This is a genomic window from Actinobacillus lignieresii (assembly GCF_900444945.1).
Taxonomy (GTDB): Bacteria; Pseudomonadota; Gammaproteobacteria; order Enterobacterales; family Pasteurellaceae; genus Actinobacillus; species Actinobacillus lignieresii.
The window spans coordinates 1,690,667-1,717,500 of record NZ_UFRM01000001.1; the positions used below are offsets into that span (position 1 = coordinate 1,690,667).

Here is a 26,834-nt window from a genome sequence, read left to right on the forward strand (position 1 = left end):
CGGTGATTAAAAATAGGAACTTATTATGAAAAAAATCGAAGCGATTATTAAGCCGTTCAAACTGGATGATGTGCGTGAAGCATTAACCGACGCCGGCATTACCGGTATGACCGTCACCGAAGCGAAAGGATTCGGTCGTCAAAAAGGTCATACCGAGCTTTATCGCGGTGCGGAATATGCGATTGATTTTTTACCGAAAATTAAACTGGAAATCGTAGTAGCGGATGACCAAGTGGACGCCTGTATCGAAGCGATTATCGATACCGCACAGACCGGTAAAATCGGCGACGGTAAAATCTTTATCTATGATGTCGAACGAGTGATTCGTATCCGTACCGGCGAAGAAAACGAAGACGCTATTTAGTTAGTGGATCTCCCCTTATAGGAGAAAAACAACTTGTGAAGTATTTAGCATTAACATTCAAATAGGAACACTATGAAACAAACCGGCATCAAATGGTTGTGGCTGAGTTTAGCGACGATTATTATTGATCTATGGACCAAATACCTTGTAGTACAACGCTTTGAGTTATATGAAAGCGTAAACGTATTGCCCGTTTTTAATTTAACTTATGTACGCAACTACGGTGCGGCATTCAGCTTTTTGGCTGATCACGGCGGTTGGCAGAAATATTTCTTCTTAGGATTAGCCGTTGTTATTTCACTGGGTTTAATCGTGATGCTGTGGCGCAATCAAGCGGTCAAAAAATTGGAAAATTCTGCGTATGCCCTGATTATCGGCGGCGCAATCGGTAATGCAATTGACCGTGCTTATAACGGTTATGTGGTTGATTTCTTTGATTTTTATTGGGATATCTATCATTATCCCGTGTTTAATGTGGCGGACATTGCCATTGTAGTGGGTGCGGGATTGCTCATCTTGGAAGCATTCCTCGACAAAAAGAAAAAGAGTGATTAAATGAATATTTTATTAGCAAACCCAAGAGGTTTCTGTGCCGGCGTTGATCGAGCGATTTCGATTGTGGAACTTGCCCTTGAAATTCACGGCGCACCGATTTATGTACGTCACGAAGTGGTACATAACCGCTTTGTGGTGGACGGTTTAAAAGCCAAAGGTGCGGTGTTTGTCGAAGAGTTGGACGAAGTGCCGGACGGTGCGATTGTGATTTTCTCGGCACACGGTGTCTCGCAAGAGGTTCGCCAAGAAGCTAAACGCCGCGGCTTAAAAGTATTTGACGCAACTTGCCCGTTAGTAACAAAAGTACATATGCAAGTGGCTCGTGCCAGCAAAAAAGGCACTAAAGCGATTTTAATCGGACATGAAGGTCATCCGGAAGTGATCGGCACGATGGGGCAATACGATAACCAAGACGCCGGTATATTCTTGGTGGAATCGGTCGAAGATATTGCCAAACTGCCGGTCAGCAGCCAAGACGATTTAACTTTTATGACGCAAACCACACTTTCGATTGACGACACCAGCGATGTGATTGAAGCGTTAAAAGAGAAATATCCGGCAATTCAAGGCCCGCGCAAAAACGATATTTGTTATGCGACAACCAACCGCCAACAAGCGGTACGAGAATTGGCAAAACAGTCTCAGCTTGTATTAGTGGTCGGTTCCAAAAATTCGTCAAATTCTAACCGCTTGGCAGAACTGGCTTCACGTATGGGTGTGCCGTCTAAATTGATTGACGGTCCTCAAGATATTGATCCGAGCTGGTTGGACGGTGTGGAAACTATCGGCATTACCGCCGGTGCATCGGCACCGGAAGTTTTAGTACAATCGGTGGTTGAACACTTAAAAACTTTAGGTGTAACCGGTGTGAGCAACTTAGAAGGTTGTGAAGAAAATATGGTATTTGAAGTGCCGAAAGAACTACGTATTCATGAGGTGAAATAATGGCTGAATTAAATCGTTTTAGAATTGAGTGGGAATGCCGCCGTGGTATGCGCGAATTAGACAAAATGATTATGCCTTTTTACAAAGCGCATTTTGATGAGTTAAGCGAAGCACAGCAACAAACTTTTGTGGCAATGCTCAAATATACCGATCCGGAATTATTCCGCTGGTTTATGCACCAAGCCCCGGCACCAACACAAGAAATGACCGATTTAATCGAATTGATTCGTTCTAAAATCGAGCGTTAATTTACCCTCTTACAAGCGGTTGTTTTTGGTAAAAATTTTGCTAAAAACAACCGCTTGCTTTTCTACACTTATTGCATCACAGATAAAATTTTATGATTGAGATCTTGACGTTCGAGTACACATAGCACCGCTTTTGCCAATGCATTACGGCTCATATAGCACTTAGGTATTTCCGTCGCATTTTCGATTAAACGAAAGGTTTCGCCTTCGTCCGTATTCAGTCCGCACGGGCGGAGAATCGTCCAATTTAACGCGCTTTCACGCAGTAGGTTTTCCGCCTGTGTTTTTTCTCGTAACGCTTCTCCCAGTACTTGTTTCCCTCGTTCGGATACAAATTCCCATTGCTCACCGCAACCCATACTGGTAATAAAAATAAAACGAGCGGTAGGTGCATATTTCAGCATGGCACGAATAATATTGATATTGCCGGCGGCATCGCTACGTACACCGTCTTTTTTGCCACCGATATAGCTAATCACCACTTTTGGCGAATATTGCTGCATCACCGCTTCACAGGCTTCCGGTGACATTACATCGGCAACCGCCGTTTGGCGATCCGCAAAAAACGGATCATCCGAAGGTCGGCGCAATACAGAGACGATCGGTTGTTCGGCCGCTCCCAGTAATGCACGTCCGGCTAAGCCGTTGGCTCCAAATAATAAAATCATTACTCACCCTTAATTAATTGACGCATAAAGTCGATTTGATTTTGGCGTAAATTACGATCTTCATCACGTCCGACAAAGATTTTAAACATTGCGCCGCCTTGATGGTTAATAAAGTTAAGCGATACGGTATGTTTGCCCATAAACGGACGCTCAAGTAAATAAATCGCCGCACAGTTTTCATAACGAAGGTGACCGTGTACGCCGCCTTCCTGAGCGTGATCGAAATTGTAAAAACCTCTGCCGATTTGACCGCTTGGTAACTTGCCGGTGACCTCAACCACTGCATCCGGCGTGTGTGCAATAAAGGTTACTGCATCTTCTAGCGTTGCTAACGCTTGCATAATTTCCACAAAACGTGCGCCGTCCGTTTTGGTGACCATTTCCGCCGGTAAGCAGCTAATCACTTCTTCTAAGCTACATTGTTTCATACCGGCAACCATTTCTAAAATTTGTCCCGGATTTTCGGCAAGTGATTGACGTAATTCGCTTAATTGTTCTTCACTTAATTTAACCATGCTGTTCTCCTTTTTATCTTCTGTGGGTAGCGTGAGCATTAATTTACGGATCAAAGTCGGTGACCAGTATCGACCGCTGATATTCAAGCGAGCGATGCCGTCTTGATCAATGTTTAATAAAGATAATTGCTGCCATTGCATCAGCAATTTCATTGCTTTCGGGTTATGTTTAAATAACTTAATATCCAGATAACCCAGTTCTAAATCGTGTTGCACGACACCAAGTAACGGCTTATTCGCACCGTGTTTACTTAAAAACGACAGCGCTTTTTTATCTGCCGGTGTGTCTAAATAAGTTTGTAGTGTGGAATGTACTTGGAAACTATAACCGCCGAAATTACCACCTGCGCCGGAGCCGAAGGCAAGACACGGCATATTGGATTTGACTAACGTGTTATAACGGTTACGTTCCCCGCGATTCGGGAAAGCAAAGTGGTTATTACTTACTTGTTGCCAACCTGCGTTTTGTAAATGTTCTACCGCATAAGCATAATGCTGCGCTTGAACTTCAAAACTTGCGGCGGCAGGTAGAGAACCGTGTTCGATCATCTTGTTAATCGGTAAAAACGGATAATTATTAAACGCATAAATATCCAAACCGGATAACGGTAGAGTGCTTGCCACTTGAATATCGTTCGCCCAAACTTCATCCGTTTGATTCGGTAAGCCGAAAATTAAATCGGCAACGACAACCGCATCCAATTCGCACAAGGCTTTGAGATATGCGTAAGCTTCTTCGCCGCTATGTTTACGTCCTAAACGTTTACGAATTTTTGAGTTAAAGGTTTGAATACCGATTGAAATACGATTCGCACCGGCAGCTACGCAAGCACGCGCCTTTTCAATATCAAAATGACTGATACGCCCTTCAATCGTAAACTCGCAATCGTCCGCTAACGGTAAATATTGATAGCAGGCTTTGATTAAGCGGACTAAATCTTCGGTATCCAAGGCGGTTGGTGTTCCGCCGCCAAAATAAACCGCTTTGATTTTACCGTTACCTTGGCGGATACCGGCTTCATACGCCAATTCTTCAATCAGTTTATCGGTATAGATTTTACTGCATTCTTGTTTCCACGCATTACGGTAAAAACCACAGAAAATACAGTGACCGGCACAAAAAGGGATATGGACATATGCTAAACCGTCTTGTTTGAGGGCGTGAATAGCGGCTTGTCCCCATACGCTCTGCCATTCTTGTTGCGGTACGACTTCACCGCCCCAGATCGGCATTAACGCCTGACGTTCGGGAAATGCTTTCGGAGCGGCTTGGCTTGCCTGCCAATTTGTTGTTGTAATCATCATCACTTTCTCAATTCTTTCAAAACGAAGAAAGGATTTATACAAAATCTAATTGTAAATGATATTGATTCTTATCAATATTTGTCGAGTTAATAAGCATTATCCTTATAAAAAAGCAGAGCGATTCGCTCTGCTTTTTTCGTTTATTAATGAAAGATTAGCCTTTTAAACCCTCGGCAACACGTATCGCATCCACACCGGCATTCGCTTCAACGCGTTGCATAAACGAAGAAAGCTGCTCAAGATGCGAGAAATCCAAGCCCAACATACGGCACCAATTCAACATAATATAAAGATAAACATCCGCCACCGAAATATTTTCACCGAAGAAAATATGACTTTCCAAATGCTCGTTTGCAGTCGCCAATTGGCTTAAAACCTGTTCTGCCGCTTGCTGGCGAATCACTCGTGTTAATTCTTCATTCCCTTCCGCATAGCTCGGTAAACGGAATAACGGTACAAACGATTTATGCACATCACTATTGAAAAACGCTAACCAACGCGCCGCTTTCGCTTTATCACGCAAAGTTTTGCTACCGAATAATTTTGCATCCGGATATTTCTCATCTAAATAGTGCAAAATCGCTTGGTTTTGTGAAAGCGCTAAATCGCCGTCCACTAATAACGGCACTGCGCCGCGCGGATTCAAGGCTAAAAATTCCGCCGATTTAATAAAATCACGGCTGACTAGTTCCGCTTGATATTCCGCACCGGTCCATTCTAACGCCACGTGCGGTACGAATGAGCAAGCGCCTTTTAAACAATAAAGTTTCATATCTTTTCTCCAATTTAAAATATTTCTATTTGCCTCATCTCGTAAGGAAGCAAATGATTTAAAAATTACGGCAGTAATTTCTCTAGACGCCACAAGTCCGCAAAACTTGCACGTGCTTTAATTAAATAAGCCTGATCGCCGTCCACCATAATTTCGACCGCTTGCGGACGCGAATTATAGGTTGAAGACATCGCCGCTCCATACGCACCAGCCGAACGCATTGCAATTAAGTCACCTTGTTCAATCGCCAGTTCTCTATCTTTACCTAAAAAGTCTGAGGTTTCACAAATCGGGCCGACTACGTCATAGACCGCTTTTTCACGCGCAAGCGATTGATCCACCTCGGTAATCTGCATATAAGCTTCATAAAGCGCTGGACGAATCATATCGTTCATACCGGTATCGACAATCGCAAAATTACGATCTTCATTCGCTTTAAGGTATTCCACTTTAGTGACTAAAATCCCCGCATTCGCCGTGATCGCACGACCCGGCTCTAAAATGATCTCAAGATCCGCATAGCCTTTTAATTTTTCGAGTAACGCTTTGGCATATTCGGTCGGATGCGGCGGCTCTTCGCCGTTATACGGCACGCCTAAACCACCGCCTAAATCTAAGTGATGTAATTCGATACCGTCTTCTTTTAATTGTTCCATTAATACAATCAGACGATCGGTCGCATCTAAGAACGGCTGTAATTCGGTTAATTGCGAACCGATATGGCAATCCATACCGGTAATTTTTACGTTCGGTAAGGTTTTGGCTAAACGGTACACTTCACGTGCTTGGATTACGCTTACCCCGAATTTATTTTCTTTTAAACCAGTGGAAATATAAGGGTGAGTATGTGCATCCACATCCGGATTTACACGCAATGAAATCGGTGCGATTTTACCTAATTGACCGGCAACTTCATTAATGCGGTGTAGCTCGGCGATTGATTCGATATTAAAGCAACGAATGCCGACTTCCAATGCACGTTGAATTTCACTATGTGATTTTGCCACGCCGGAAAATACTACTTTACTCGGCTCGCCACCGGCGGCAAGTACACGCTCAAGCTCACCTTGCGACACAATATCAAAGCCCGAACCGAGGCGTGCCATTACATTTAATAGCGCGATATTGGAATTGGATTTTACCGCAAAGCAAATCAAGTGCGGGTGTGCGCCGAATGCTTTATCAAAAGCGTGCCAATGGCGTTCAAGCGTTGCGCGAGAATAGATATAAGCCGGTGTACCGTATTGATTGATGATGTCGGAGACAGAAACGTCTTCCGCAAAAAGTTGTTGGTTTTTATAATTGAAATGATTCATTGATTCGTCCGTTGTGTTTGAAAAATAAAACCACGGCAAACTCGCTACACTTGTATTTACAAAAAATCGGATAAATCCGACCGCTTGTTATACAGGTATTTTGTAATTACCGTGGTTAGAAATTATTTGGTTTGCTGTTGAGCCGGTTGCTGCTCGGGAAAATAAAGCGGGCCTTTTACACCGCAGGCGGTTAGCCCGAATGATGTCAGCAAAGCCACTAAAAGTAATTTTTTCATCAGAAATCCTTAAGAGTGAATTGTCCGTTGATTCTAAAACAAATTGCGGTAATGAAAAAGTAAAAAAGCCGTTTCTGCCGTTTTGGAGAAATCGCTTTGCAAAATTTGCCAAAAATTCAACCGTTTACGATACAAAAAAAGCCATCCTGACGGATGGCTTTATTCACGTTATATTGATTACAGTGCGATTACTGCAAAGAACACAATCACTGAGTAGAGAGCCGATAATCCGTAGAATACCCAGCCCCCCGCAGGAAAGTGAATTTTAAGGTCATGTAAACCGTGATGTACACGGTGCATACCTGCCCACATAGGGAAAATTGTCACCGCTAAAATCACTAATTTACCTAACCAAGTGTGAGCAAACGCAACAATATTATCTACCGGTACTAAACCGAGCGGTAATAACACACCTAGAATAAGAAGTAATACCGGGAAGCAAATTGCACTGATTGTACCGCCCGCACTAAACATTAGCCATACAGGCGGTTCGTTAGAACGTTTTGGATCTTGTTTATTCATTGCCATTCTCCCCTAAATATAAGTGCATACTAATGCAATAAGGCTCACCACACCGGTAATACCCCAAAGTGCATTTTTTAAGATATTCGGATTTACACGCTCGTTTTTAACGATAAAAGTTAAAACTTGCGGTGTCATCACATACAATGTTGCAGCATGATAAAGTAATGCGGCAATACTGATCACATTTAAAATAAATACAATCGGGTTTTGTAAGAAACTGATAAAACCGTCTAAACTTTCTCCGCCTAAACTGATTACCCCGTGAAGCAATACCAGACAAAACCATACGGTCGCTAAACAAGTCGCTTCACGTACCATATACATTTTATAGAAGCTTGATTTTGTCCACCAATTCGCTTTCATTTCGCGTACATACGCTTTACGTTTAGTTGCTGTTGTCATATTGCCCCCTAGCCTTTTGGTTTAAGCATTGAAATTACGTAATCTTTCGCACTTTCCAATTTACCTTGGTTAATTGCGGAAGCCGGACCGACGTGTTTCGGACACACTTCCGAGCAATAACCGACGAAAGTACAACTCCACACCCCGTTTTTCGAGCTTAAGAGTTTCATACGTTGCTCACGACCGTTGTCACGGTTATCCAAGTTATAACGGTGGGCAAGTGTAATCGCCGCCGGGCCGATAAACTCAGGGTTTAAACCAAATTGCGGACAAGCCGCATAGCATAGACCACAGTTAATACACATTGAGAATTGACGATATTTCTCTAATTGTGCCGGTGTTTGTTTGGTACGCTGACCTTCCGGTGCTTTATTATTGATAACATAAGGTTTGATTGCTTCGATGCTGTCGATAAAGTGGCTTAAATCCACCACTAAGTCACGCTCAATCGGGAAGTTTGCAAGCGGTTCGATTCGCATAAAACCGCTGTAATCACGTAAGAATGTTTTACATGCTAATTTCGGTTTACCGTTTACCATCATACCGCACGAACCGCAGATCGCCATACGGCAAGACCAACGATAAGAAAGCTCAGGCTCAAGTTCGTCTTTAATATAACCGAGTGCATCTAATAATGAAGTTTGGCTGTCGAACGGCACTTCATATTTGTCTAAATGTGGTTCGCTATCTGTTTCCGGATTATAGCGAAGCACTTCGATGGTCATTTTATTTAAATTTGCCATATTATCGCTCTCCTATTTTTGTGCCTGTTCTGCTGCTTTTTTCGCTTTTTCTTGCGCTTCCGCTTCCGCACCATATACACGTTTTGCAGGTTGTGATTTAGTAATTTTCACATCCGAATATTTAATGGTTGGTGTGCCGTCTGCGTTATAGAATGCTTGGGTGTGTTTTAAGTAATTCACATCATCACGTTCGGTATAGTCTAAACGTTGGTGTGCACCACGAGATTCTTTACGTTCAACAGCCGAGCAAGCGATTGATTGCGCCACATCTAAGATGAAGCCTAATTCGATTTTGTAGAGTAAATCAGTGTTAAACACGCTTGATTTATCTTTTACGCTGATATTTTTGTAACGTTCTCTTAATTCATGGATTTTATTTACCGCACCTTCCATACTTTCTTGGGTACGATAGATACCGCAACCTTCTTCCATTGCGTCACCCATTTGGTTACGAATATCAGACCAAGACTCGTTACCTTCTTGACGAGCTAAAGCGTGTAAGCGTGCCACCACATCTTGTGCTTGCGCATCGATTTGCGCTTGATTACGAGGACCGGCTTCTTGTGCACGACGAGCGGCATTTTCACCGGCAACTTTACCGAATACCACTAATTCCGCTAATGAGTTAGAACCTAAACGGTTTGCACCGTGTAAGCCTGAAGAAGCACATTCACCGACTGCAAATAAACCTTTAATTGAAGTTTCTGCGTGCATATCCACTTCAATACCACCCATTGTATAGTGTACAACCGGACGAACTGGGATTGGCGAAGTTACCGGATCCACACCTTCATAAGCACGTGCTAATTCGCAGATAAACGGTAAACGCTCGGTTAAGTGTTTTTCTCCTAAGTGACGTAAGTCTAAATGCACCACATCCACGCCTTTTGCGGTTTTTAAGGTGTTACCTTTTTTCCATTCTTGCCAGAATGCTTGAGAAACTCTGTCACGCGGACCTAATTCCATATATTTGTTTTCAGGTTTGCCGATTGGCGTTTCAGGGCCTAGACCGTAATCTTGTAAGTAACGGTAACCGTCTTTATTGACTAAGATACCGCCTTCACCGCGACAACCTTCGGTCATTAAGATACCGGTATTAGGTAAGCCGGTCGGGTGATATTGAACGAATTCCATATCACGTAATGCTACGCCGTGACGATACGCCATTGATAAACCGTCACCGGTTACGATACCGCCGTTGGTGTTGAAACGATAAGTACGGCAGCCGCCGCCCGTTGCGATAACCACCGCAGTCGCATTGATTTGAACAAGCGTGCCTTCCATCATATTCATCGCCACACAACCGCGCGCTTCGCCGTTGTCGGTCAGAATATCTAACACGAAATGCTCGTCAAAACGTACGATGTTAGGATATTTGATAGAAGTTTGGAAAAGGGTGTGTAATAAGTGGAAACCGGTTTTGTCCGCCGCAAACCACGTACGTTCGATTTTCATCCCGCCGAAACGACGCACGTTTACTTCACCGTCTTCGCGACGTGACCAAGGACAGCCCCAGCGCTCTAACTGAGTCATTTCAATCGGTGAATGTTCCACGAAATATTCTACGATATCTTGTTCGCATAACCAGTCGCCGCCGCCAACAGTGTCGTTAAAGTGGTTATCGAAAGAGTCTGTATCTTTAATGACTGCCGCTGAACCGCCTTCTGCCGCCACAGTATGGCTACGCATCGGGTAAACTTTTGAAATTAAAGCAATTTTAAGATTTGGATTTGCTTCCGCTGCTGCGATAGCTGCACGTAAACCGCCGCCGCCAGCACCGATAATCGCGACATCAAAATTAACACTTTGCATAATGCACTCCAAAATAATAGATATTAATCAATATAACTCACTTTTATTGTGCCACTATTTTTTATGCAAGATAAGCATATTTTGTATTTTTAAGGGGACAAAAATTTCGTTTTGTGATCTACCTCAAAAAAGGTAAACAGGCTTACCGTCGTATTGATAATTACTCGTAATTATAGATAAGAATATATCTCATTTAGCGGTTAAATTTGCTTAAAAATTAACAAACTATGCAACAAAAATTTTATGGAAAAAGATATGAAATTTCTTGTAGCGAAAATTAGCTTTCGCAAAATAAAGCAAATCTCGTTAAAATGAATTTTTTATGTCTAAAAAGCATTTTTATGAACGAATTAACTTTGGAAAATATCGAGTGGAAACCGACCGCTCCCATTCAGAACCTGATCAAACGCAGCAAAATTATGGCGGAAATTCGCCAGTTTTTTAAAGATCGCGGCGTATTAGAAGTGGAAACCCCGGCATTAAGCGAGTTTTCCGTAACGGACGTGCATCTTTCTACCTTCAGCACCCAATTTCTCTCGCCATTTTCCAGCGAAGCGAAAACATTGCATCTGATGACTAGCCCCGAATACCATATGAAACGCTTATTGGCGGCGGGTAGCGGTGCAATTTTCCAATTATGTCGCGTATTTCGTAATGAAGAAGCCGGTAAACGTCATAATCCGGAATTTACTATGTTGGAATGGTATCGTCCGCATTTCGATATGTATCGCCTAATCAATGAAGTGGATGACTTATTACAACAAATTCTGGATTGCGAACCGGCGGAATCTTACAGTTACCAATTCGTGTTCCAAACCTACGTCGGTTTAGATCCGCTTTCGGCAACTCGAGCGCAATTGGTTGAAAAAGCCCGTAAACACGGCTTCCCGTGTGAAGATGATGAGAATCGAGATACTTTGTTGCAATTCCTGTTCAGTGAGATTGTGGAAGCGAATATCGGTAAAGAGCGCCCGACTGCGGTCTATCATTTCCCGTCGTCGCAAGCGGCACTGGCGCAAATCAGTTCGGAAGATCACCGTGTTGCGGAACGTTTCGAGGTTTATTACCAAGGCTTAGAGTTGGCAAACGGTTTTCATGAACTTAGTGATGCGAAAGAACAAATGCGCCGTTTTGAGCAAGACAACGTACAGCGTGCGCAAATGGGCTTACCGGCGCAACAGTTAGACTCTCGTTTTCTTGCCGCATTAAAAGCGGGCATTCCGAATTGTTCCGGCGTGGCGTTAGGTGTGGATCGCTTAATGATGATTGCGATGAATGCCGAGAAAATTGATGAAGTAATGGCATTCGGTGTGGAAAACGCTTAGGGGCGATTAGCCATAAATAACAAGCGGTCAAATTCTTGCAAAATTTTGCAGAAATTTGACCGCTTACTTTTAGCTAAAAACTTAAAGTTTAATAAACCCGTCATAAATATGAGTCGCATCGCCGGTCATATATAACGGATGCCCAACACCCTCCCACTCAATTTGGAGCGAACCGCCGGGCAAATCTACCTGTACATTGTTGTCTAATACGCCTTGCATAATGCCTACCGCCACCGCACCGCACGCACCGCTACCGCACGCCTGCGTTTCACCCGCACCACGTTCAAAGACACGTAATTTAATATGATTGCGATTCACCACTTGCATAAAACCGATATTTGCACGCTCGGGGAATCGTTCGTGATTCTCTAATAAAGGCCCGAGTTCATTTACCGGCGCAAGATTAATATCTTCAACTTGCAACACGCAATGCGGATTACCCATGGAAACCACGCCGCATAACACCGTTTGCAAATCGGTTCTTAAAATATAGTTTTTTTCAAATTTATTTGCCGTAAACGGAACCTGTGCCGGCTCCCAAATCGGCTCGCCCATATTCACGCGAACTTTTTCTTCATCTTTTAAAGTTAATACCATTTTACCTTTCGCGGTACTCACGTGAATATCTTGCTTATTGGTTAAACCTTTAAGCGTAACAAAGCGAGCAAAGCAACGTGCGCCGTTACCGCATTGCGCCACTTCGCTACCGTCCGCATTAAAGATACGATAATGGAAATCAAGCTCCGGATCATAAGGCGGCTCAACCAATAACAGCTGATCAAAACCGACGCCACGATGACGATCAGCGAGTTTACGAATCACCTCTTCGGTTAAATAGACGTTCTGAGTAACACCGTCAATCACCATAAAATCATTGCCAAGTCCGTGCATTTTTGAAAATTGCATATTATTTCCTATCATAAAAAAATTTAATTCTGAAATCTTATAGAGATTAGTTTTATTTATTGCTATATTACAGTTCCTTTTCAAAGCATTCGTTCCGCTTGAGAAGGTTTCTAATTTCTGAAAAGGTTTTGCCTCAAGTATGATGGCTTTTTTGATGAATTACAATGGAGTAATTAAATTATATCCGCAATGTTTCTTTTGCAATTTGCCATAGTTTTGCTATGTATTTTGATCGGTGCCCGGGTGGGTGGTATCGGTTTGGGTGTATTCGGTGGTTTAGGTCTTGCAATTCTTTCTTTCGGCTTCGGTTTAAAACCGGCGGGTCTGCCGATCGACGTAATGTTTATGATTATGGCGGTCGTATCTGCAGCGGCGGCAATGCAAGCTGCCGGCGGTTTAGACTATATGATTAAAATCGCTACTAACATTTTACGTCGTAATCCGAAATATATTACTTTTATCGCTCCGCTCGTTACTTGGACATTCACCGTGTTAGCCGGTACCGGTCACGTAGCATACTCGGTATTACCGGTTATCGCTGAAGTAAGCCGTCACAACGGCATTCGTCCCGAACGTCCGCTTTCAATGGCGGTAATCGCTTCACAATTCGCTATCGTTGCCAGCCCTATCGCCGCAGCGGTGGTTGCAGTAGTAGCCTTCTTAGAACCGCAAGGCATTACATTAGGTAACGTGCTTTCGGTCACCATGCCTGCGACATTACTCGGTTTAATGCTTGCCTGCGTATTCGTTAATAAAATGGGTAAAGAATTAAAAGACGATCCGCATTACCAAAAATTATTACAAGATCCGGAATATGTAAAAGCAAATAACACAAATACCAATCTTGCGGATATCGTAATCAAACCGACGGCAAAACTTTCCGTGAGCTTATTCTTATTCGGTGCATTGTTAGTCGTATTAATGGGTGCGGTGCCTTCATTACGCCCGGTATTCGACGGTAAACCAATGGGTATGGCGCATACGATTGAAATCGTTATGCTTACAATCGGTGCGTTAATCATCTTCTTCTGTAAACCGGACGGTAACGAGATTACTAAAGGTTCGGTATTCCATGCCGGTATGCGTGCGGTAATCGCCATCTTCGGTATCGCATGGTTAGGCGATACCTTAATGCAAGGTCATATGACAGAAGTGAAAGGTATGGTATCGGGCTTAGTAGAAACTGCGCCATGGGCATTTGCTTTCGCACTGTTTATTCTATCCGTATTAGTAAACAGCCAAGGGGCAACCGTAGCGACACTTTTCCCATTAGCTATCGCATTACAAATCGATCCGACAGTACTTATTGCGGTATTCGTAGCTGTAAACGGTTATTTCTTTATTCCTAACTATGGTCCGATTATCGCTTCAATCGACTTCGATACGACCGGTACCACTCGAATCGGTAAATATATCTTTAACCACAGCTTTATGTTACCGGGCTTATTAAGCATGGCGTTTAGTATTGCCTTCGGTTTATTATTAGCCAATATTCTACTTTAATTCGCTGATGATTTAAGAAAATACAAATGCCCTCCAACGTTAAGTTGCGAGGGCATTTTTTTGCAAAAAATTTAGGAAATCCGACCGCTTGTAAAAAGGCGTACTAACAAGATTCCCATCACCGTACATAAGATTCCGCCGATTAAATGCAAGCTGATTATGCTCAATGCTTGCCAATACTTCTCCGCTAATAACTTTTCACTTACTTCTAACGAAAAACTCGAAAAAGTGGTAAAACTGCCTAAAAAACCGGTGATAAACAGCAACTTCTGCCCGTCATTCAAATGCAGTCCGATAGCGATTCCAATTAAGAAGCAACCGAGCAAATTGGCTAATAATGTACCAAAGGCAAACTGGCTGAGAAAACCGTTAAACCATACGCCTAATTGCCAACGAGAAATTGCGCCTAACACCGCACCGAGAGAAATCCACAGAATAGTCATAGCTACACCAAAAACAAATGAGGAATTAAATTCATCACCACTACCGTCGCAATCGAAAGCAGCAGACGTGATGCACCGAAAATAAAGCCTCGATTGGCACCGTTATCAAATTTCACTAACAAATTCGCCATTGCCGTCAGCGCATACACTTCAATCACAGTAAAAATCACTAAATAGACATAAGCGCTAAACAGCGAAATGTAATGCAAGGTAATAAACCACGGCACAATGATACCAATCGCTAACAGCGGTGCAACCCAAATGGTTTGCTTCGCAGTGAGATTAATTTTGCGCGAAAAGTAACTTTGCAGCGATACCGTCATCAAGCCGTTCACAAATAATGCAATCGGACTATGTTCCGGTGCGGCTAATTTGTTATCAAATAAAAACGGAAAAATCACAAAAAACGAAGTGGCAATTGAGAGCGGAATAAACAGCATCAGATGCACAAATAAAAATTCTTTGGTAATAATTTCTCGAATTTGCCCGAAGCGGAATGTCACTAAAGTTTGCAACGTTTGAATCTGATAAAACGGTTTGACCATCAGCACAAATAGCACCGCTTCCATTGCAAAGCAGACCCAAATTAATAACTCGATTTGCTCAAACTTAATAAACGGAATCACCAGTAACGGCGCAAACATTGAAGACATACTGGTCACTTTCAGATACTTGCCTTGCAAACGAGTTTTCTCACTATACTCATCGCCCGCCAATGCTAATAAACACGCCTTCGCATTAGTGCCGAACAAACAGCTCCCCAAACCAAAACAAGTTGTGGCTAATAATAATAGTCCGTAATTATCCGCTGAGAGGAAAAAAATATAAGCCAATACATCCAGCAAACAGCCCAGCAACATCATCTTTGCTAAGCCGTAACGATCGCCCCAAATACCGGCTAAAATCGCCAACGCTTGGTTACAAAAGAATAATAAGGACAACGAAAAAGCGATTTCGCTATTGCTTAAACCTTTTTTCTGTAAATAAATAAAAAACACGGTTTGCATTGAGAAAAATGCAAGAGTGGAGAAAAATCGTCGAATCAATAAAAGTTTTTGAAGGTTCATAAAGCGATAAATTTGTAAAAATCAGCCGAGATCTTACCGCTTTTATGCCGGATATTCGATATAATTCAACAAATTTTCCTTTTATCTCACTTTTATGACTAAAAACCTCTACCTCGGCGTGATGTCCGGCACCAGCCTTGACGGCGTGGATTTATGTGTGATGGATTTTGCAAAAAATCCGCCAAAATTGACCGCTTGCGGCTTTACCCCAATGCCGGAAGATTTACGCACCGATTTATCGCACTTACTCAAAAGCGGAGAAACTTCCTTACAAAAGTTAGGTGAAATCGATCACCGTTTAGGCCTGCTGTATGCCGAAAGTATCAATCGCTTTTTAGCCGAACATCAGCTCAGTGCAAGTGATATTCAGGCAATCGGCTGTCATGGACAAACTGTCTGGCATTCTCCAAACGGCAACTTCCCGTTTACTATGCAAATCGGCGATATGAATTTGGTTGCCGCTCATACCGGCATTACTACTATTGCGGATTTTCGCCGTAAAGATATGGCAGTCAGAGGACAAGGCGCACCACTGGTTACCGCCTTTCATGAAGGGATTTTTGCCTCGCCGGAACGCTTAACCGTAGTACTAAATATCGGCGGTATTTCCAATATTTCGGTACTTGCGCCACAGCAACCGACCATCGGCTACGATGTGAGTGTCGGTAATGCACTGATGGATTCTTGGATAGAATTGCATCAAGCCAAACGCTACGACAAAAATGCCGAATGGGCAAAAACCGGAACACTGATTCCGGCATTGCTCGACAGTCTGCTTGACGAGCCTTTTTTCAAATTACCGGCACCGAAAAGCACCGGACGAGAATTATTTAACCTTGAATGGCTTGCAAAAAAATCGGCAAATTTAACCGCTTATCGTCCTGAAGACGTACAGCGTACATTGGCGGAACTTACCGCACAAAGTGTAGTAAACGAACTAAAAACCTTAGAAAGTGAAAAGCAATGCTTGTTACTTGTGTGTGGTGGTGGCGCACGCAACCCATTGTTAATGCAGAGATTTTCAGAATTACTGCCAAAATGGCAGGTGGCTACCACCGATGAGTACGGATTGGATATTGATTATGTCGAAGCCGCCGCTTTTGCGTGGCTGGCTTATCAGCGAGTACATAATTTAACGAGCAACTTACCAAGCGTAACCGGAGCAAAACAGCCGGTGAGTTTAGGGGTAATTTATCCTAAGTAATCACTTCCTCACTTGTATAAAACACCAAAAGTAAAAGGTGGTTGGAGATAAAAATGTCAGAAAAAAATTTATTAACCGCGTTGTCAAAAATGATTACCGAACAACGCAATCCTAACTCAATGAATATCGATCAACTCTCTGCACTTGAGCTAGTGAAAGTGATCAATCAAGAGGATAAACAAGTCCCGCTTGCGGTGGAAAAATGTTTAGCGCGAATCGCTCAAGCGGTCGAAAAAATCGTGCAAGCGTTCCAAAACGGCGGACGTTTAGTCTATATCGGTGCCGGTACGAGCGGACGCTTAGGCGTATTGGATGCTTCGGAATGTCCACCGACTTACGGCGTTCCGCCGGAAATGGTGGTCGGTATTATTGCCGGCGGCGAACGTGCATTACGTCACCCGATTGAAGGAGCGGAAGACAACACGGAACAAGGCAAAGCCGCTTTACAAGCGGTCAATTTTTCACAAAAAGATGTATTGGTCGGCATTGCGGCAAGCGGACGTACGCCTTATGTTATCGGTGCGTTGGAATACGCCAAATCTTTAGGGGCAACCACGGTGTCGATTGCCAGCAACCCAAATTCGGCAATGGCAAAAATTGCAAAGATTGCGATTGATACAGTTGTGGGACCGGAAGTGCTGACCGGATCAAGCCGTATGAAATCCGGTACGGCACAAAAGCTGGTATTAAATATGCTAACCACCGCCTCCATGGTGATGATCGGCAAATGCTATTCCAATTTAATGGTTGATGTGCAGGCGAGTAACGAAAAACTTAAAGCTCGTGCGATAAAAATCGTGATGGAAGCCACCGAATGTGATCGAAAGGTTGCCGAGAATACGCTAAAAATTGCCGAAAACAACGCCAAATTAGCGATTATGATGATATTAAGCGGTTCGGATAAAACCACTGCCGAACAGTTACTTTCCAAACATCATGGAAAACTACGTCAAGCTCTCGTAAACTAGGGCATAAAAAAGCGGTCGGATTTTGCAAATTTTCTACAAAATCCGACCGCTTTTTATTACGTTAAACTATTTCTTCACGCCGGTAATACGGCACCACTCTTCTTTTTCTACCACCGGATCAAGATTGAAGTCCGGTGCATAGGCTTCGCAAACCGATTCCGCTTGCGTTGCTAAAATACCGGATAAACCTAAATCACCTTGCGGTTTCACCAAGGTAATGATATTTGGTGCCAGCTCTTTCAGCGGGCCGGCAAGAATATTCGCCACCACCACATCAGCTTGTAGATCTTGCGGTTGATCTTTCGCTAAGAATAACTGTAAACGATCCGCCACACCGTTAGCTTCCGCATTATTACCCGAAGCTAAAATCGCTTGTGGGTCGATATCAATCCCGATCGCTTGTTTTGCACCGAGTTTAAGTGCCGCAATCGCTAAAATACCTGAACCGCAACCGAAATCGATCACCGTTTTACCGGTTAAATCTAAGCTATCTAACCATTGTAAACAAAGTGCGGTCGTCGGGTGCGTACCGGTACCGAAAGCAAGACCCGGGTCAAGCATCACATTCACCGCATTCGGATCCGGCACTTCACGCCAGCTTGGGCAAATCCATAAACGTTTACCGAATTGCATCGGGTGGAAATTATCCATCCACTCACGCTCCCAGTCTTTATCTTCGATTTGCTCGATCTTATGTGCAAAATCCGCTTCAACTAAACGGCTGGTAATCAATGCTTCCACAATCGCTTTCATATCGGTTTCCGCATCAAATAAACCCACTACGTCCGTATTACCCCATAAACGGGTTTCACCCGGTAGCGGCTCAAAAATCGGTGTATCCTGACTATCCATAAAAGTTACCGACACCGCCCCGATTTCTTCTAAAAAATCACTGATTTGCTCAGCCTGTTTATCCGTACTATTTAAACGAATTTGTACCCATGCCATATTATTTTTTCCTTGTTTTTTACCTGCTTTCCTTAAAACGAAACCAGATAATTTGCAAAATATCAGTCAAAAATGACCGCTTGTTTAGAGTTTTAACATTAAAACCATCTCATCAATGGGTGAACATGAAAAACCGTACTTTAAATAAAATTGTTTTGCTTGCTGATTTAAAGCATGAACAAGCAATGCTTTTACCCCGATTTGATTCGCTACCGTCTTCGATTTTAAGACCGCATCTTTTAACATCGATACGCCTAACTGCTTACCCTGTGCCGAGCAATCGACCGCTAATCTACCTAAAATAATCACGGGAATCGGATCAGGCATATTACGTCTTAAGGCACCTGCAACAAACTGATGGCTCACCGAACCGGCAGATAAACAATAAAATCCCATCACCTGTTTATTTTCATCACACACAACAAAGGTTTTACTGGCATTATTTTGCTGATTTTTCAATGCAGTACGTTGTAGCCATTGGTCTAGCACGACCTCACCGCATTGAAAATGTCGCACAATATGTTGCTCGGAAAGCAGTTCCGGTGCGTGCATTTTCTACTCCCACACCGCTTTGGTATTTAACAGTTTATCTAACCCCGGATTATCCGCTGTCGGTTGTTCTAGCAATCGGTTAAATTGCTCAAAAGCCTGCTCATTTAATTGGAAAACAGTACGATCTAAAATCACATTTTGGGCAGCTTGGCATGCGGTTTCTAACATAAAGTCAGAACGTGTTTTACCTAAAATGCTCGCCGCATAATCAATTAAATCACGCTGATCAGGCATCGCTCTTAAATTAATTGGTGCCGTTCTCATGTTCCCTCCACTCTATAGATACACAATAGATATACATCTTAAAAGATTTAACGAAGTAAGGCAATCACAATCGCTTTAGTATAAAAAACAGCAAGATCGTTGAATCTTGCTGCCTTTATTTACCCTCGTCCGCCAACCGTAATCTTATCTAACTTCACGGTAGGCTGACCTACACCGACCGGTACGGATTGTCCTTCTTTACCGCAAGTACCGATACCCGGGTCGAGTTCCATTTTCTTGCCGACCATTGAAACCTGTTGCATAGCGTCAATACCACTACCAATTAAGGTTGCGCCAGTAACCGGTTTGGTGATTTTACCTTTTTCGATTAAATAAGCTTCTGCGGTTGAGAACACGAATTTACCCGAAGTAATATCCACCTGACCGCCGCTAAAATGCGGGGCATAAATACCGTAATCGACCGACTCAATCATTTCTTCAAAGCTGTGCGAGCCTTCTGTGAGATAGGTATTGGTCATACGGGGCATTGGTAAGTGTGCATACGACTCACGGCGACCGTTGCCGGTTGAAGCAACACCCATTAAGCGCGCGTTAAGTTTATCTTGAATGTAACCTTTCAAAATACCGTTTTCGATCAATACGTTACGTTGCGAAGGAACACCCTCGTCATCCACCGTAATCGAACCTCGCACATCCGGCACCGTACCGTCATCAACGATAGTACAAAGCGGTGAAGTCACTAGTTCGCCAATTTTGCCAGTAAATAGCGAAGATTCTTTACGGTTAAAATCGCCTTCTAAACCATGCCCAACCGCTTCATGGAGTAAAATCCCCGGCCAACCCGCACCCAATACAATCGGCATCGTGCCGGCTGGTGCCGGCATTGCGCCTAAATTGACTAATGCCATACGTACCGCTTCTTTCGCCAGATAAACCGCTCGAGTGTCACCGGTCATTTCCCCATTAACCACTTGCGGTTCAAAGAACCAGTTTAAGCCGAAACGTCCGCCGGCACCGGCAGAACCACGCTCACGTTTGCCGTTTTCTTCCACTAAGACTGAAACCGATAAACGCACCAACGGGCGAATATCCGCCGCAAGCGTGCCGTCTGTTGCTGCTACTAACATTTCTTCATAAACCGCTGAAAGCCCCGCATTGACTTGAATCACACGAGGGTCTTCCGCACGTGCAACTTTATCTACTAAATGGAGTAGCTCAACTTTTTGCTCACGGCTTAACGTATCCAACGGATTGACTGAAGCATAACGTTTTATCGCATTCGTTTGTTTGAAGTTTTTTACCGATAATTGACCGCTTGCATTAGTAATCGAACGGGCTGCGGTTGCACATTGTTCAAGCTGGCTCAAGCCGATTTGGTCTGCATACGCAAAACCGGTTTTCTCGCCCGATACTGCACGCACACCGAAACCACGGTCAATATAAAAACCACCCTCTTTGATAATCGAATCTTCTAACGACCAACTCTCATCTTGGCTTAATTGAAAATAGAGATCCGCATAATCAATTTGGCGATTCGCAAAATGATCAAGCACTTTACTCAAGTGCGATAACTCAAGCCCACTTGGCGCAAGTAAGCTTTCTGAAACTTGGTTTAACATTGTTTTTCTCTTCTTAATAAAATTCTTTAAATTTTAACATATTAAATCCGGCTCTCACTGCTCTTTTTCAAAAAGAGCCGCTGAATAATGATAGAATGAAGAAAATGACCGACACAGATAAGGCGCAATATGTTACTGGATACACTTCAAACACAGTTTAGGCACTATTTCCCGACTCAGCGGAATTTTGTGCTTGGCTTAAGCGGTGGTATTGATTCGATTGTGTTACTGCACCTGTTAGCCGAATTACAGCTCAACCTAAGAGCGGTACATATTCACCATGGGCTTAGTCCTAATGCCGACAGTTGGGCAGCTTTTTGTGAACAAGTTTGCAAGCGGTTAAAAATTCCGTTTATTTTACAAAAAGTCACGGTAGATCGCCGTGAAGGTATCGAAGCCGGTGCTAGAGCGGCACGTTATCAAGCAATCGGGGAAATTATTCAGCCTAACGAAGTGTTAGTGACCGCTCATCATCTTGACGATCAAGTGGAAACCTTCCTGCTTGCCTTAAAACGTGGCAGTGGAATCAAAGGACTATCGGCGATGCAAGCGGTCGGATTTTGGCAAAATTTTACCATTTTTAGACCGCTTCTTAATATGAGCAAAGCGCAAATCGAGCAATATGCATTGCAACAACAATTAACTTGGATTGAAGACGAAAGTAATCACGACAGCCATTACGACCGTAATTTTTTACGCAATGAAGTGTTACCGATCGTGAATCAACGTTGGCAGCATTTTAGTCAAATGGTAGCTCGTTCTGCGCAACATTGTGCCGAACAACAAATGCTATTGGAAGAATTGCTTGCTCAAGAATTGCAACGCTATGCGGATTTTTCGGAAAAGCGTTTAAATATCGAAGCTTTTCCTCAATTTTCTTTGGCGAAACAACAACAATTGATCCGTTTATGGCTGGAAAAATGCGGCGCACAAATGCCAAGTACGGCACAGCTAATGCAAATAATTCAACAAACAATTTATGCGGACGTAGATAAAAATCCGCAGCTTAAATTAGCCGATTTTTGGTTGCGCCGTTATCAACATCATCTCTATTTAACCGGTGAATTGCTTGAACCGGATGATTTTTGCCAGCCGCTCTTTGCCCAACAATCGCTAACGCTACCGGACGGAATCGGTGAGCTACAACATTTAGGCGACAGCATTATTTACCAAAAATCTGGCAAAATTGACCGCTTGTTATTACCGAAAGCGTTAGTAAATGCTCCGTTGCAAGTAAAGTTGACGCATCAAGGTAAAGTCAAACAGTATGGTAAACCGATGCGAGAAGAAATGAAGAAACGCTACCAACAAGCGCAAGTTCCGGTTTGGCTACGCAAACGCATACCGCTTATTTTTTTCCACGATCAGTTAGTTTTTATATGCCATTAAAAAACCTGCTTTCGCAGGTTTATAAATTATAAAGATTGGATGATATACCCCAGTAAAGCATAAAATCCGATAAAAGAAAGCATCAATAAGCCTCTGGCTAATACTTTTTGTGATTGATGTAACTTATATAGCACTAACGCAATCACAAATAAGACAAGCGGATAAATCCAAAAAGTTATCGAGAACCAATTAACTTGCGCTGGGCTTAACCCTAAATCGGAGAATTTCGGTGAAACCAGTAGCGCAAGCGGCCATAATGCACAAGGTAAGCAAAGTAATGCTAATGCCCAATTAAATTTAGATGATGATTTCTGCATATTATCCCCGCGGATGAAATTGTTGATGTAGTGATTTTAAACGTGCTTTCGCGACATGCGTATAAATTTGCGTCGTAGAGAGATCACTATGCCCTAATAACATTTGAACTACCCTTAAATCGGCACCGTGATTAACCAAATGCGTGGCAAAAGCATGGCGCAATACGTGTGGAGATAGTTTCTCACTATCAATACCGGCCAAAACGGCGTAATGTTTTATTCTATGCCAAAATGTTTGGCGAGTCATTTGCTGTCCTCGGCGACTTGGAAAAACAACATCTGATTGTAGATTATTTAATAATATTGCACGCCCATACCGAAAGAATTCTTGAATCCAATAACCGGCTTCTTCACCTATCGGTACTAATCTCTCTTTATCGCCTTTCCCCACAACACGTACCACACCTTGGCGTAAGCTTAGATTATCTATGCTAAGCGATACCAATTCGCTAACACGTAACCCCGTTGCATACAGTAATTCTAACATTGCTTTATCGCGTAATTCGACAGGATCTAACGTATTCGGACTATCCAATAAATCCATTACTTGCTCTTCACTTAAAGATTTAGGCAAATGCGACGGTTTACGAGGAGAAGTTAAAGTCAGTGTAGGATCGTCTTGCCGATAATTCTCCGTATATAAAAAACGAAAAAACTTACGTAGGCAGCTTAACATTCTAGCCGAACTCGTCACCTTATAACCTTGTTCCAACCTTTCTCCGAGAAAAGATTGTAAGTCAAAATGATCTAAAGTAAGAAATGCTTTAGGTGTCGGCAACCACTCGGAAAAAGATTCCAAATCTAAACGATATGAAGCCGAAGTATTTTTAGATAATCCGTGTTCTTGCCATAAAGTCTCTAAAAACTGTTCAATAATAGGATCTAAATTCTTCATCAAGCTACTCCAAAATATTCTGTTATTCTAACAGAATAACTTCATTTTAGAGAAAGGTATAAATATGCAAAAAGCCGACTAGCATAAACTAATCGGCTTCTTAAATATGGCAGGGGCGGAGAGGCTCGAACTCCCAACACCCGGTTTTGGAGACCGGTGCTCTACCAATTGAACTACGCCCCTATTGGTAATTATATATAGATAAAGCGAGTAACTAACTCGCTTTTCATATAAGTGGCGGAACGGACGGGACTCGAACCCGCGACCCCCTGCGTGACAGGCAGGTATTCTAACCAGCTGAACTACCGCTCCGCAAATTTAGTAGATTAACAGTGCCCTACTCTCACATGGGGAAACCCCACACTACCATCGGCGTTACCGCGTTTTACTTCTGAGTTCGGAATGGAGTCAGGTAGAGCCACGGCACTATGGCTGTTAATCAAATTCTGTGCTTATTAACTTAACTCACTTAATTAAAATAAGCTAAGGTAATAAAACCCGACAATGCTCTACTCTCACATGGGGAAGCCCCACACTACCATCGACGTAACGGCTTTTCACTTCTGAGTTCGGGATGGATTCAGGTGGGACAACCGCACTATTGTCGTCGGGAAATTCGGTTTAAATTCGAAACAAGCCGTCACTGATTTTTTCGTTTAGTCTTTCTTTAATTTAGTTCTCTTTAGCTTTTCTCTTCGCTTTACGCCCAAAAACACTTGAGCGTTGTATAGTTAAGCCTCTCGGGCAATTAGTATGTGTTAGCTCAACGTATCACTACGCTTACACACCACACCTATCTACGTCGTAGTCTCCAACAACCCTTACAGTCTTATAGACTGGGAGAACTCATCTTGAGGCAAGTTTCGTGCTTAGATGCTTTCAGCACTTATCTCTTCCGCATGTAGCTACCCAGCAGTGCCTCTGGCGAGACAACTGGCACACCAGTGATGCGTCCACTCCGGTCCTCTCGTACTAGGAGCAGCCCCTCTCAATTCTCCAACGCCCACGGCAGATAGGGACCGAACTGTCTCACGACGTTCTAAACCCAGCTCGCGTACCACTTTAAATGGCGAACAGCCATACCCTTGGGACCTACTTCAGCCCCAGGATGTGATGAGCCGACATCGAGGTGCCAAACACCGCCGTCGATATGAACTCTTGGGCGGTATCAGCCTGTTATCCCCGGAGTACCTTTTATCCGTTGAGCGATGGCCCTTCCATTCAGAACCACCGGATCACTATGACCTGCTTTCGCACCTGCTCGACTTGTCCGTCTCGCAGTTAAGCTTGCTTATACCATTGCACTAACCTCACGATGTCCGACCGTGATTAGCAAACCTTCGTGCTCCTCCGTTACGCTTTGGGAGGAGACCGCCCCAGTCAAACTACCCACCAGACACTGTCCGAGTACCCGTTCCGGATACTTCGTTAGAACATCAAACGTTAAAGGGTGGTATTTCAAGGACGCCTCCAACAACACTGGCGTGTCATCTTCAAAGGCTCCCACCTATCCTACACATCAAAATTCAATGTTCAGTGTCAAGCTATAGTAAAGGTTCACGGGGTCTTTCCGTCTAGCCGCGGGTACACCGCATCTTCACGGCGATTTCAATTTCACTGAGTCTCGGGTGGAGACAGCCTGGCCATCATTATGCCATTCGTGCAGGTCGGAACTTACCCGACAAGGAATTTCGCTACCTTAGGACCGTTATAGTTACGGCCGCCGTTTACTGGGGCTTCGATCAGGAGCTTCTCTTGCGATAACACCATCAATTAACCTTCCAGCACCGGGCAGGCATCACACCCTATACGTCCACTTTCGTGTTTGCAGAGTGCTGTGTTTTTAATAAACAGTTGCAGCCAGCTGGTATCTTCGACCGGTTCAACCTTCGTGAGTAAATCACTACAATCTACGCCGGCGCACCTTCTCCCGAAGTTACGGTGCTATTTTGCCTAGTTCCTTCACCCGAGTTCTCTCAAGCGCCTGAGTATTCTCTACCTGACCACCTGTGTCGGTTTATAGTACGGTTTAGTATAACCTGAAGCTTAGTGGCTTTTCCTGGAAGCGTGGTATCGGTTACTTCAGTTCCGTAGAACCTCGTCATCACTTCTCGGTGTTGAATGGTGTTCCGGATTTGCCTAAAACACCCACCTACCGGCTTAAACGCACATCCAACAGTGCGATAACCTAACCTTCTCCGTCCCCACATCGCAGTTATACCAAGTACGGGAATATTAACCCGTTTCCCATCGACTACGCTTTTCAGCCTCGCCTTAGGGGCCGACTCACCCTGCCCCGATTAACGTTGGACAGGAACCCTTGGTCTTCCGGCGAACGAGTTTTTCACTCGTTTTATCGTTACTTATGTCAGCATTCGCACTTCTGATACGTCCAGCAAACCTCTCGATTCACCTTCATCCGCTTACAGAACGCTCCCCTACCCAACAATGTTTCCATTGATGCCGCAGCTTCGGTGACTAGTTTTAGCCCCGTTACATCTTCCGCGCAGGCCGACTCGACTAGTGAGCTATTACGCTTTCTTTAAATGATGGCTGCTTCTAAGCCAACATCCTAGCTGTCTAAGCCTTCCCACTTCGTTTCCCACTTAACTAGTACTTTGGGACCTTAGCTGGCGGTCTGGGTTGTTTCCCTCTCCACGACGGACGTTAGCACCCGCCGTGTGTCTCCTGAGTATCACTCTTCGGTATTCGCAGTTTGCATCGGGTTGGTAATCCGGGATGGACCCCTAGCCGAAACAGTGCTCTACCCCCGAAGGTGTCCGCTCAAGGCTCTACCTAAATAGATTTCGGGGAGAACCAGCTATCTCCCGGTTTGATTGGCCTTTCACCCCCAGCCACAAGTCATCCGCTAATTTTTCAACATTAGTCGGTTCGGTCCTCCAATTAGTGTTACCCAATCTTCAACCTGCCCATGGCTAGATCACCGGGTTTCGGGTCTATACCTTGCAACTCAATCGCCCAGTTAAGACTCGGTTTCCCTTCGGCTCCCTTATTCAGTTAACCTCGCTACAAAATATAAGTCGCTGACCCATTATACAAAAGGTAC

Annotated in this window: 27 protein-coding genes, 2 tRNA genes and 3 rRNA genes (1 of these 32 cut by a window edge); 9 read left to right on the forward strand and 23 right to left on the reverse strand. The window is 43.7% G+C overall.

Annotated elements, in window-relative coordinates; genetic code table 11:
* Window positions 1–25: 25 nt before the first annotated feature.
* The 4 genes from glnB (at window position 26) to DY200_RS07860 (ending at window position 2,112) form a co-directional block, all read left to right on the forward strand.
* Window positions 26–364, forward strand: coding sequence for a nitrogen regulatory protein P-II (gene glnB, locus DY200_RS07845; RefSeq protein WP_039198472.1), 339 nt, complete (start codon window positions 26–28; stop codon window positions 362–364).
* Between the two features lie 72 nt (window positions 365–436).
* Window positions 437–919, forward strand: coding sequence for a signal peptidase II (gene lspA, locus DY200_RS07850; RefSeq protein WP_115587592.1), 483 nt, complete (start codon window positions 437–439; stop codon window positions 917–919).
* Window positions 920–1,864, forward strand: a complete 945-nt coding sequence (gene ispH / locus DY200_RS07855) for a 4-hydroxy-3-methylbut-2-enyl diphosphate reductase (protein WP_009875235.1) — start codon at window positions 920–922, stop codon at window positions 1,862–1,864. It abuts the gene before it with no gap.
* Window positions 1,864–2,112 (forward strand): FAD assembly factor SdhE, encoded by a 249-nt coding sequence (locus DY200_RS07860; RefSeq protein ID WP_009875236.1) that lies wholly within the window; start codon window positions 1,864–1,866, stop codon window positions 2,110–2,112. Before ispH ends, DY200_RS07860 begins: the two co-directional genes overlap by 1 nt.
* Window positions 2,113–2,180: 68 nt before the next feature.
* Here DY200_RS07860 and DY200_RS07865 read toward each other — a convergent pair whose 3' ends face one another.
* From DY200_RS07865 to frdA, 9 genes are all read right to left on the reverse strand, one after another.
* Window positions 2,181–2,780, reverse strand: a complete 600-nt coding sequence (locus DY200_RS07865; RefSeq protein ID WP_115587593.1) for an NAD(P)-dependent oxidoreductase — start codon at window positions 2,778–2,780, stop codon at window positions 2,181–2,183.
* Window positions 2,780–4,597, reverse strand: coding sequence for a heme anaerobic degradation radical SAM methyltransferase ChuW/HutW (gene hutW, locus DY200_RS07870; protein ID WP_115587984.1), 1,818 nt, complete (start codon window positions 4,595–4,597; stop codon window positions 2,780–2,782). Before hutW ends, DY200_RS07865 begins: the two co-directional genes overlap by 1 nt.
* 157 nt (window positions 4,598–4,754) lie before the next feature.
* Window positions 4,755–5,372: a glutathione S-transferase family protein gene (locus DY200_RS07875; RefSeq protein ID WP_115587595.1), complete on the reverse strand. Its 618-nt coding sequence runs from the start codon at window positions 5,370–5,372 to the stop codon at window positions 4,755–4,757.
* Between the two features lie 65 nt (window positions 5,373–5,437).
* On the reverse strand, window positions 5,438–6,688 hold the full coding sequence (gene lysA / locus DY200_RS07880; protein ID WP_115587597.1) for a diaminopimelate decarboxylase: 1,251 nt from the start codon (window positions 6,686–6,688) through the stop codon (window positions 5,438–5,440).
* A 122-nt stretch (window positions 6,689–6,810) separates the two neighbouring features.
* On the reverse strand, window positions 6,811–6,924 hold the full coding sequence (lptM, locus tag DY200_RS07885) for an LPS translocon maturation chaperone LptM (RefSeq protein WP_115587598.1): 114 nt from the start codon (window positions 6,922–6,924) through the stop codon (window positions 6,811–6,813).
* Window positions 6,925–7,101: 177 nt separating this feature from the next.
* Window positions 7,102–7,446, reverse strand: coding sequence for a fumarate reductase subunit FrdD (frdD, locus tag DY200_RS07890; protein WP_115587985.1), 345 nt, complete (start codon window positions 7,444–7,446; stop codon window positions 7,102–7,104).
* Window positions 7,447–7,458: 12 nt separating this feature from the next.
* A complete protein-coding gene (frdC, locus tag DY200_RS07895; RefSeq protein ID WP_115587600.1) occupies window positions 7,459–7,851 on the reverse strand; it encodes a fumarate reductase subunit FrdC in 393 nt (130 codons plus the stop codon).
* 8 nt (window positions 7,852–7,859) lie between these two features.
* Window positions 7,860–8,594 carry a succinate dehydrogenase/fumarate reductase iron-sulfur subunit gene (locus DY200_RS07900; protein WP_115587601.1) on the reverse strand — a complete coding sequence of 245 codons (735 nt, stop codon included), beginning with the start codon at window positions 8,592–8,594 and terminating at the stop codon, window positions 7,860–7,862.
* Between the two features lie 12 nt (window positions 8,595–8,606).
* A complete protein-coding gene (frdA, locus tag DY200_RS07905; protein ID WP_115587602.1) occupies window positions 8,607–10,406 on the reverse strand; it encodes a fumarate reductase (quinol) flavoprotein subunit in 1,800 nt (599 codons plus the stop codon).
* Between the two features lie 341 nt (window positions 10,407–10,747).
* On the opposite strand from frdA, the gene epmA reads away from it, so the two are divergent.
* On the forward strand, window positions 10,748–11,731 hold the full coding sequence (gene epmA, locus DY200_RS07910) for an elongation factor P--(R)-beta-lysine ligase (RefSeq protein ID WP_115587603.1): 984 nt from the start codon (window positions 10,748–10,750) through the stop codon (window positions 11,729–11,731).
* 81 nt (window positions 11,732–11,812) lie between these two features.
* On the opposite strand, the gene dapF is transcribed toward epmA, so the two are convergent.
* Window positions 11,813–12,637: a diaminopimelate epimerase gene (gene dapF / locus DY200_RS07915; RefSeq protein ID WP_005619273.1), complete on the reverse strand. Its 825-nt coding sequence runs from the start codon at window positions 12,635–12,637 to the stop codon at window positions 11,813–11,815.
* A gap of 180 nt (window positions 12,638–12,817) precedes the next feature.
* Between dapF and DY200_RS07920 the strand changes: the two genes are divergently transcribed.
* Complete coding sequence (locus DY200_RS07920) at window positions 12,818–14,140, forward strand: anaerobic C4-dicarboxylate transporter (RefSeq protein ID WP_009875241.1); 1,323 nt, start codon at window positions 12,818–12,820, stop codon at window positions 14,138–14,140.
* Window positions 14,141–14,211: 71 nt separating this feature from the next.
* Here DY200_RS07920 and DY200_RS07925 read toward each other — a convergent pair whose 3' ends face one another.
* A complete protein-coding gene (locus DY200_RS07925) occupies window positions 14,212–14,583 on the reverse strand; it encodes a fluoride efflux transporter FluC (protein ID WP_115587604.1) in 372 nt (123 codons plus the stop codon).
* 2 nt (window positions 14,584–14,585) lie between these two features.
* Complete coding sequence (locus DY200_RS07930; protein ID WP_115587605.1) at window positions 14,586–15,650, reverse strand: MFS transporter; 1,065 nt, start codon at window positions 15,648–15,650, stop codon at window positions 14,586–14,588.
* Between the two features lie 94 nt (window positions 15,651–15,744).
* Between DY200_RS07930 and DY200_RS07935 the strand changes: the two genes are divergently transcribed.
* On the forward strand, window positions 15,745–16,854 hold the full coding sequence (locus DY200_RS07935; RefSeq protein WP_115587606.1) for an anhydro-N-acetylmuramic acid kinase: 1,110 nt from the start codon (window positions 15,745–15,747) through the stop codon (window positions 16,852–16,854).
* A gap of 53 nt (window positions 16,855–16,907) precedes the next feature.
* A complete protein-coding gene (gene murQ, locus DY200_RS07940) occupies window positions 16,908–17,822 on the forward strand; it encodes an N-acetylmuramic acid 6-phosphate etherase (protein WP_115587607.1) in 915 nt (304 codons plus the stop codon).
* Window positions 17,823–17,888: 66 nt separating this feature from the next.
* Here murQ and prmA read toward each other — a convergent pair whose 3' ends face one another.
* The 4 genes from prmA to tldD all read right to left on the reverse strand — a co-directional run bounded on the left by prmA (window position 17,889) and on the right by tldD (window position 21,166).
* Window positions 17,889–18,770, reverse strand: coding sequence for a 50S ribosomal protein L11 methyltransferase (gene prmA, locus DY200_RS07945; protein ID WP_115587608.1), 882 nt, complete (start codon window positions 18,768–18,770; stop codon window positions 17,889–17,891).
* Window positions 18,771–18,854: 84 nt separating this feature from the next.
* Entirely contained in the window at window positions 18,855–19,322 is a 468-nt protein-coding gene (locus DY200_RS07950) for a GNAT family N-acetyltransferase (protein WP_115587609.1), read from the reverse strand.
* Between the two features lie 3 nt (window positions 19,323–19,325).
* Window positions 19,326–19,586, reverse strand: a complete 261-nt coding sequence (locus DY200_RS07955; RefSeq protein WP_005619269.1) for a type II toxin-antitoxin system TacA family antitoxin — start codon at window positions 19,584–19,586, stop codon at window positions 19,326–19,328.
* Window positions 19,587–19,705: 119 nt separating this feature from the next.
* Complete coding sequence (gene tldD / locus DY200_RS07960) at window positions 19,706–21,166, reverse strand: metalloprotease TldD (protein WP_115587610.1); 1,461 nt, start codon at window positions 21,164–21,166, stop codon at window positions 19,706–19,708.
* A gap of 129 nt (window positions 21,167–21,295) precedes the next feature.
* Here tldD and tilS point away from each other — a divergent pair, with 129 nt between their 5' ends.
* Complete coding sequence (tilS, locus tag DY200_RS07965; RefSeq protein WP_115587611.1) at window positions 21,296–22,555, forward strand: tRNA lysidine(34) synthetase TilS; 1,260 nt, start codon at window positions 21,296–21,298, stop codon at window positions 22,553–22,555.
* 26 nt (window positions 22,556–22,581) lie between these two features.
* Here the strand turns inward: tilS and DY200_RS07970 are convergent, their stop codons facing one another.
* The 7 genes from DY200_RS07970 to DY200_RS08000 all read right to left on the reverse strand — a co-directional run.
* The gene (locus DY200_RS07970) at window positions 22,582–22,872 is read right to left on the reverse strand and encodes a DUF5389 family protein (protein ID WP_005598848.1); all 291 of its coding nucleotides are present in this window, start codon (window positions 22,870–22,872) and stop codon (window positions 22,582–22,584) included.
* A gap of 1 nt (window position 22,873) precedes the next feature.
* Window positions 22,874–23,767 (reverse strand): site-specific tyrosine recombinase XerD, encoded by an 894-nt coding sequence (gene xerD / locus DY200_RS07975; protein WP_115587612.1) that lies wholly within the window; start codon window positions 23,765–23,767, stop codon window positions 22,874–22,876.
* 107 nt (window positions 23,768–23,874) lie between these two features.
* Window positions 23,875–23,950 (reverse strand) — tRNA-Trp (locus DY200_RS07980).
* A 52-nt stretch (window positions 23,951–24,002) separates the two neighbouring features.
* Window positions 24,003–24,079, reverse strand: a tRNA-Asp gene (locus DY200_RS07985).
* Between the two features lie 12 nt (window positions 24,080–24,091).
* Window positions 24,092–24,207 (reverse strand): 5S ribosomal RNA (rrf, locus tag DY200_RS07990).
* Between the two features lie 56 nt (window positions 24,208–24,263).
* Window positions 24,264–24,379 (reverse strand): 5S ribosomal RNA (gene rrf, locus DY200_RS07995).
* A gap of 115 nt (window positions 24,380–24,494) precedes the next feature.
* Window positions 24,495–26,834: ribosomal RNA gene (locus DY200_RS08000) — 23S ribosomal RNA — on the reverse strand; it runs 562 nt beyond the window's last position.

Bases quoted from the DNA above. Each gene is read 5' to 3' on its own strand.
- DY200_RS07970 (WP_005598848.1), bottom strand. From the start codon at position 22,872: ATGCAGAAATCATCATCTAAATTTAATTGGGCATTAGCATTACTTTGC.
- tilS (WP_115587611.1), top strand. From the start codon at position 21,296: ATGTTACTGGATACACTTCAAACACAGTTTAGGCACTATTTCCCGACT.
- DY200_RS07935 (WP_115587606.1), top strand. From the start codon at position 15,745: ATGACTAAAAACCTCTACCTCGGCGTGATGTCCGGCACCAGCCTTGAC.
- DY200_RS07955 (WP_005619269.1), bottom strand. From the start codon at position 19,586: ATGAGAACGGCACCAATTAATTTAAGAGCGATGCCTGATCAGCGTGAT.
- epmA (WP_115587603.1), top strand. From the start codon at position 10,748: ATGAACGAATTAACTTTGGAAAATATCGAGTGGAAACCGACCGCTCCC.
- ispH (WP_009875235.1), top strand. From the start codon at position 920: ATGAATATTTTATTAGCAAACCCAAGAGGTTTCTGTGCCGGCGTTGAT.
- DY200_RS07860 (WP_009875236.1), top strand. From the start codon at position 1,864: ATGGCTGAATTAAATCGTTTTAGAATTGAGTGGGAATGCCGCCGTGGT.
- glnB (WP_039198472.1), top strand. From the start codon at position 26: ATGAAAAAAATCGAAGCGATTATTAAGCCGTTCAAACTGGATGATGTG.
- tldD (WP_115587610.1), bottom strand. From the start codon at position 21,166: ATGTTAAACCAAGTTTCAGAAAGCTTACTTGCGCCAAGTGGGCTTGAG.
- DY200_RS07865 (WP_115587593.1), bottom strand. From the start codon at position 2,780: ATGATTTTATTATTTGGAGCCAACGGCTTAGCCGGACGTGCATTACTG.
- DY200_RS07875 (WP_115587595.1), bottom strand. From the start codon at position 5,372: ATGAAACTTTATTGTTTAAAAGGCGCTTGCTCATTCGTACCGCACGTG.
- frdA (WP_115587602.1), bottom strand. From the start codon at position 10,406: ATGCAAAGTGTTAATTTTGATGTCGCGATTATCGGTGCTGGCGGCGGC.
- xerD (WP_115587612.1), bottom strand. From the start codon at position 23,767: ATGAAGAATTTAGATCCTATTATTGAACAGTTTTTAGAGACTTTATGG.
- frdC (WP_115587600.1), bottom strand. From the start codon at position 7,851: ATGACAACAGCAACTAAACGTAAAGCGTATGTACGCGAAATGAAAGCG.
- lysA (WP_115587597.1), bottom strand. From the start codon at position 6,688: ATGAATCATTTCAATTATAAAAACCAACAACTTTTTGCGGAAGACGTT.
- DY200_RS07930 (WP_115587605.1), bottom strand. From the start codon at position 15,650: ATGAACCTTCAAAAACTTTTATTGATTCGACGATTTTTCTCCACTCTT.
- prmA (WP_115587608.1), bottom strand. From the start codon at position 18,770: ATGGCATGGGTACAAATTCGTTTAAATAGTACGGATAAACAGGCTGAG.
- frdD (WP_115587985.1), bottom strand. From the start codon at position 7,446: ATGAATAAACAAGATCCAAAACGTTCTAACGAACCGCCTGTATGGCTA.
- DY200_RS07925 (WP_115587604.1), bottom strand. From the start codon at position 14,583: ATGACTATTCTGTGGATTTCTCTCGGTGCGGTGTTAGGCGCAATTTCT.
- DY200_RS07950 (WP_115587609.1), bottom strand. From the start codon at position 19,322: ATGCACGCACCGGAACTGCTTTCCGAGCAACATATTGTGCGACATTTT.
- lptM (WP_115587598.1), bottom strand. From the start codon at position 6,924: ATGAAAAAATTACTTTTAGTGGCTTTGCTGACATCATTCGGGCTAACC.
- dapF (WP_005619273.1), bottom strand. From the start codon at position 12,637: ATGCAATTTTCAAAAATGCACGGACTTGGCAATGATTTTATGGTGATT.
- DY200_RS07900 (WP_115587601.1), bottom strand. From the start codon at position 8,594: ATGGCAAATTTAAATAAAATGACCATCGAAGTGCTTCGCTATAATCCG.
- murQ (WP_115587607.1), top strand. From the start codon at position 16,908: ATGTCAGAAAAAAATTTATTAACCGCGTTGTCAAAAATGATTACCGAA.
- lspA (WP_115587592.1), top strand. From the start codon at position 437: ATGAAACAAACCGGCATCAAATGGTTGTGGCTGAGTTTAGCGACGATT.
- hutW (WP_115587984.1), bottom strand. From the start codon at position 4,597: ATGATTACAACAACAAATTGGCAGGCAAGCCAAGCCGCTCCGAAAGCA.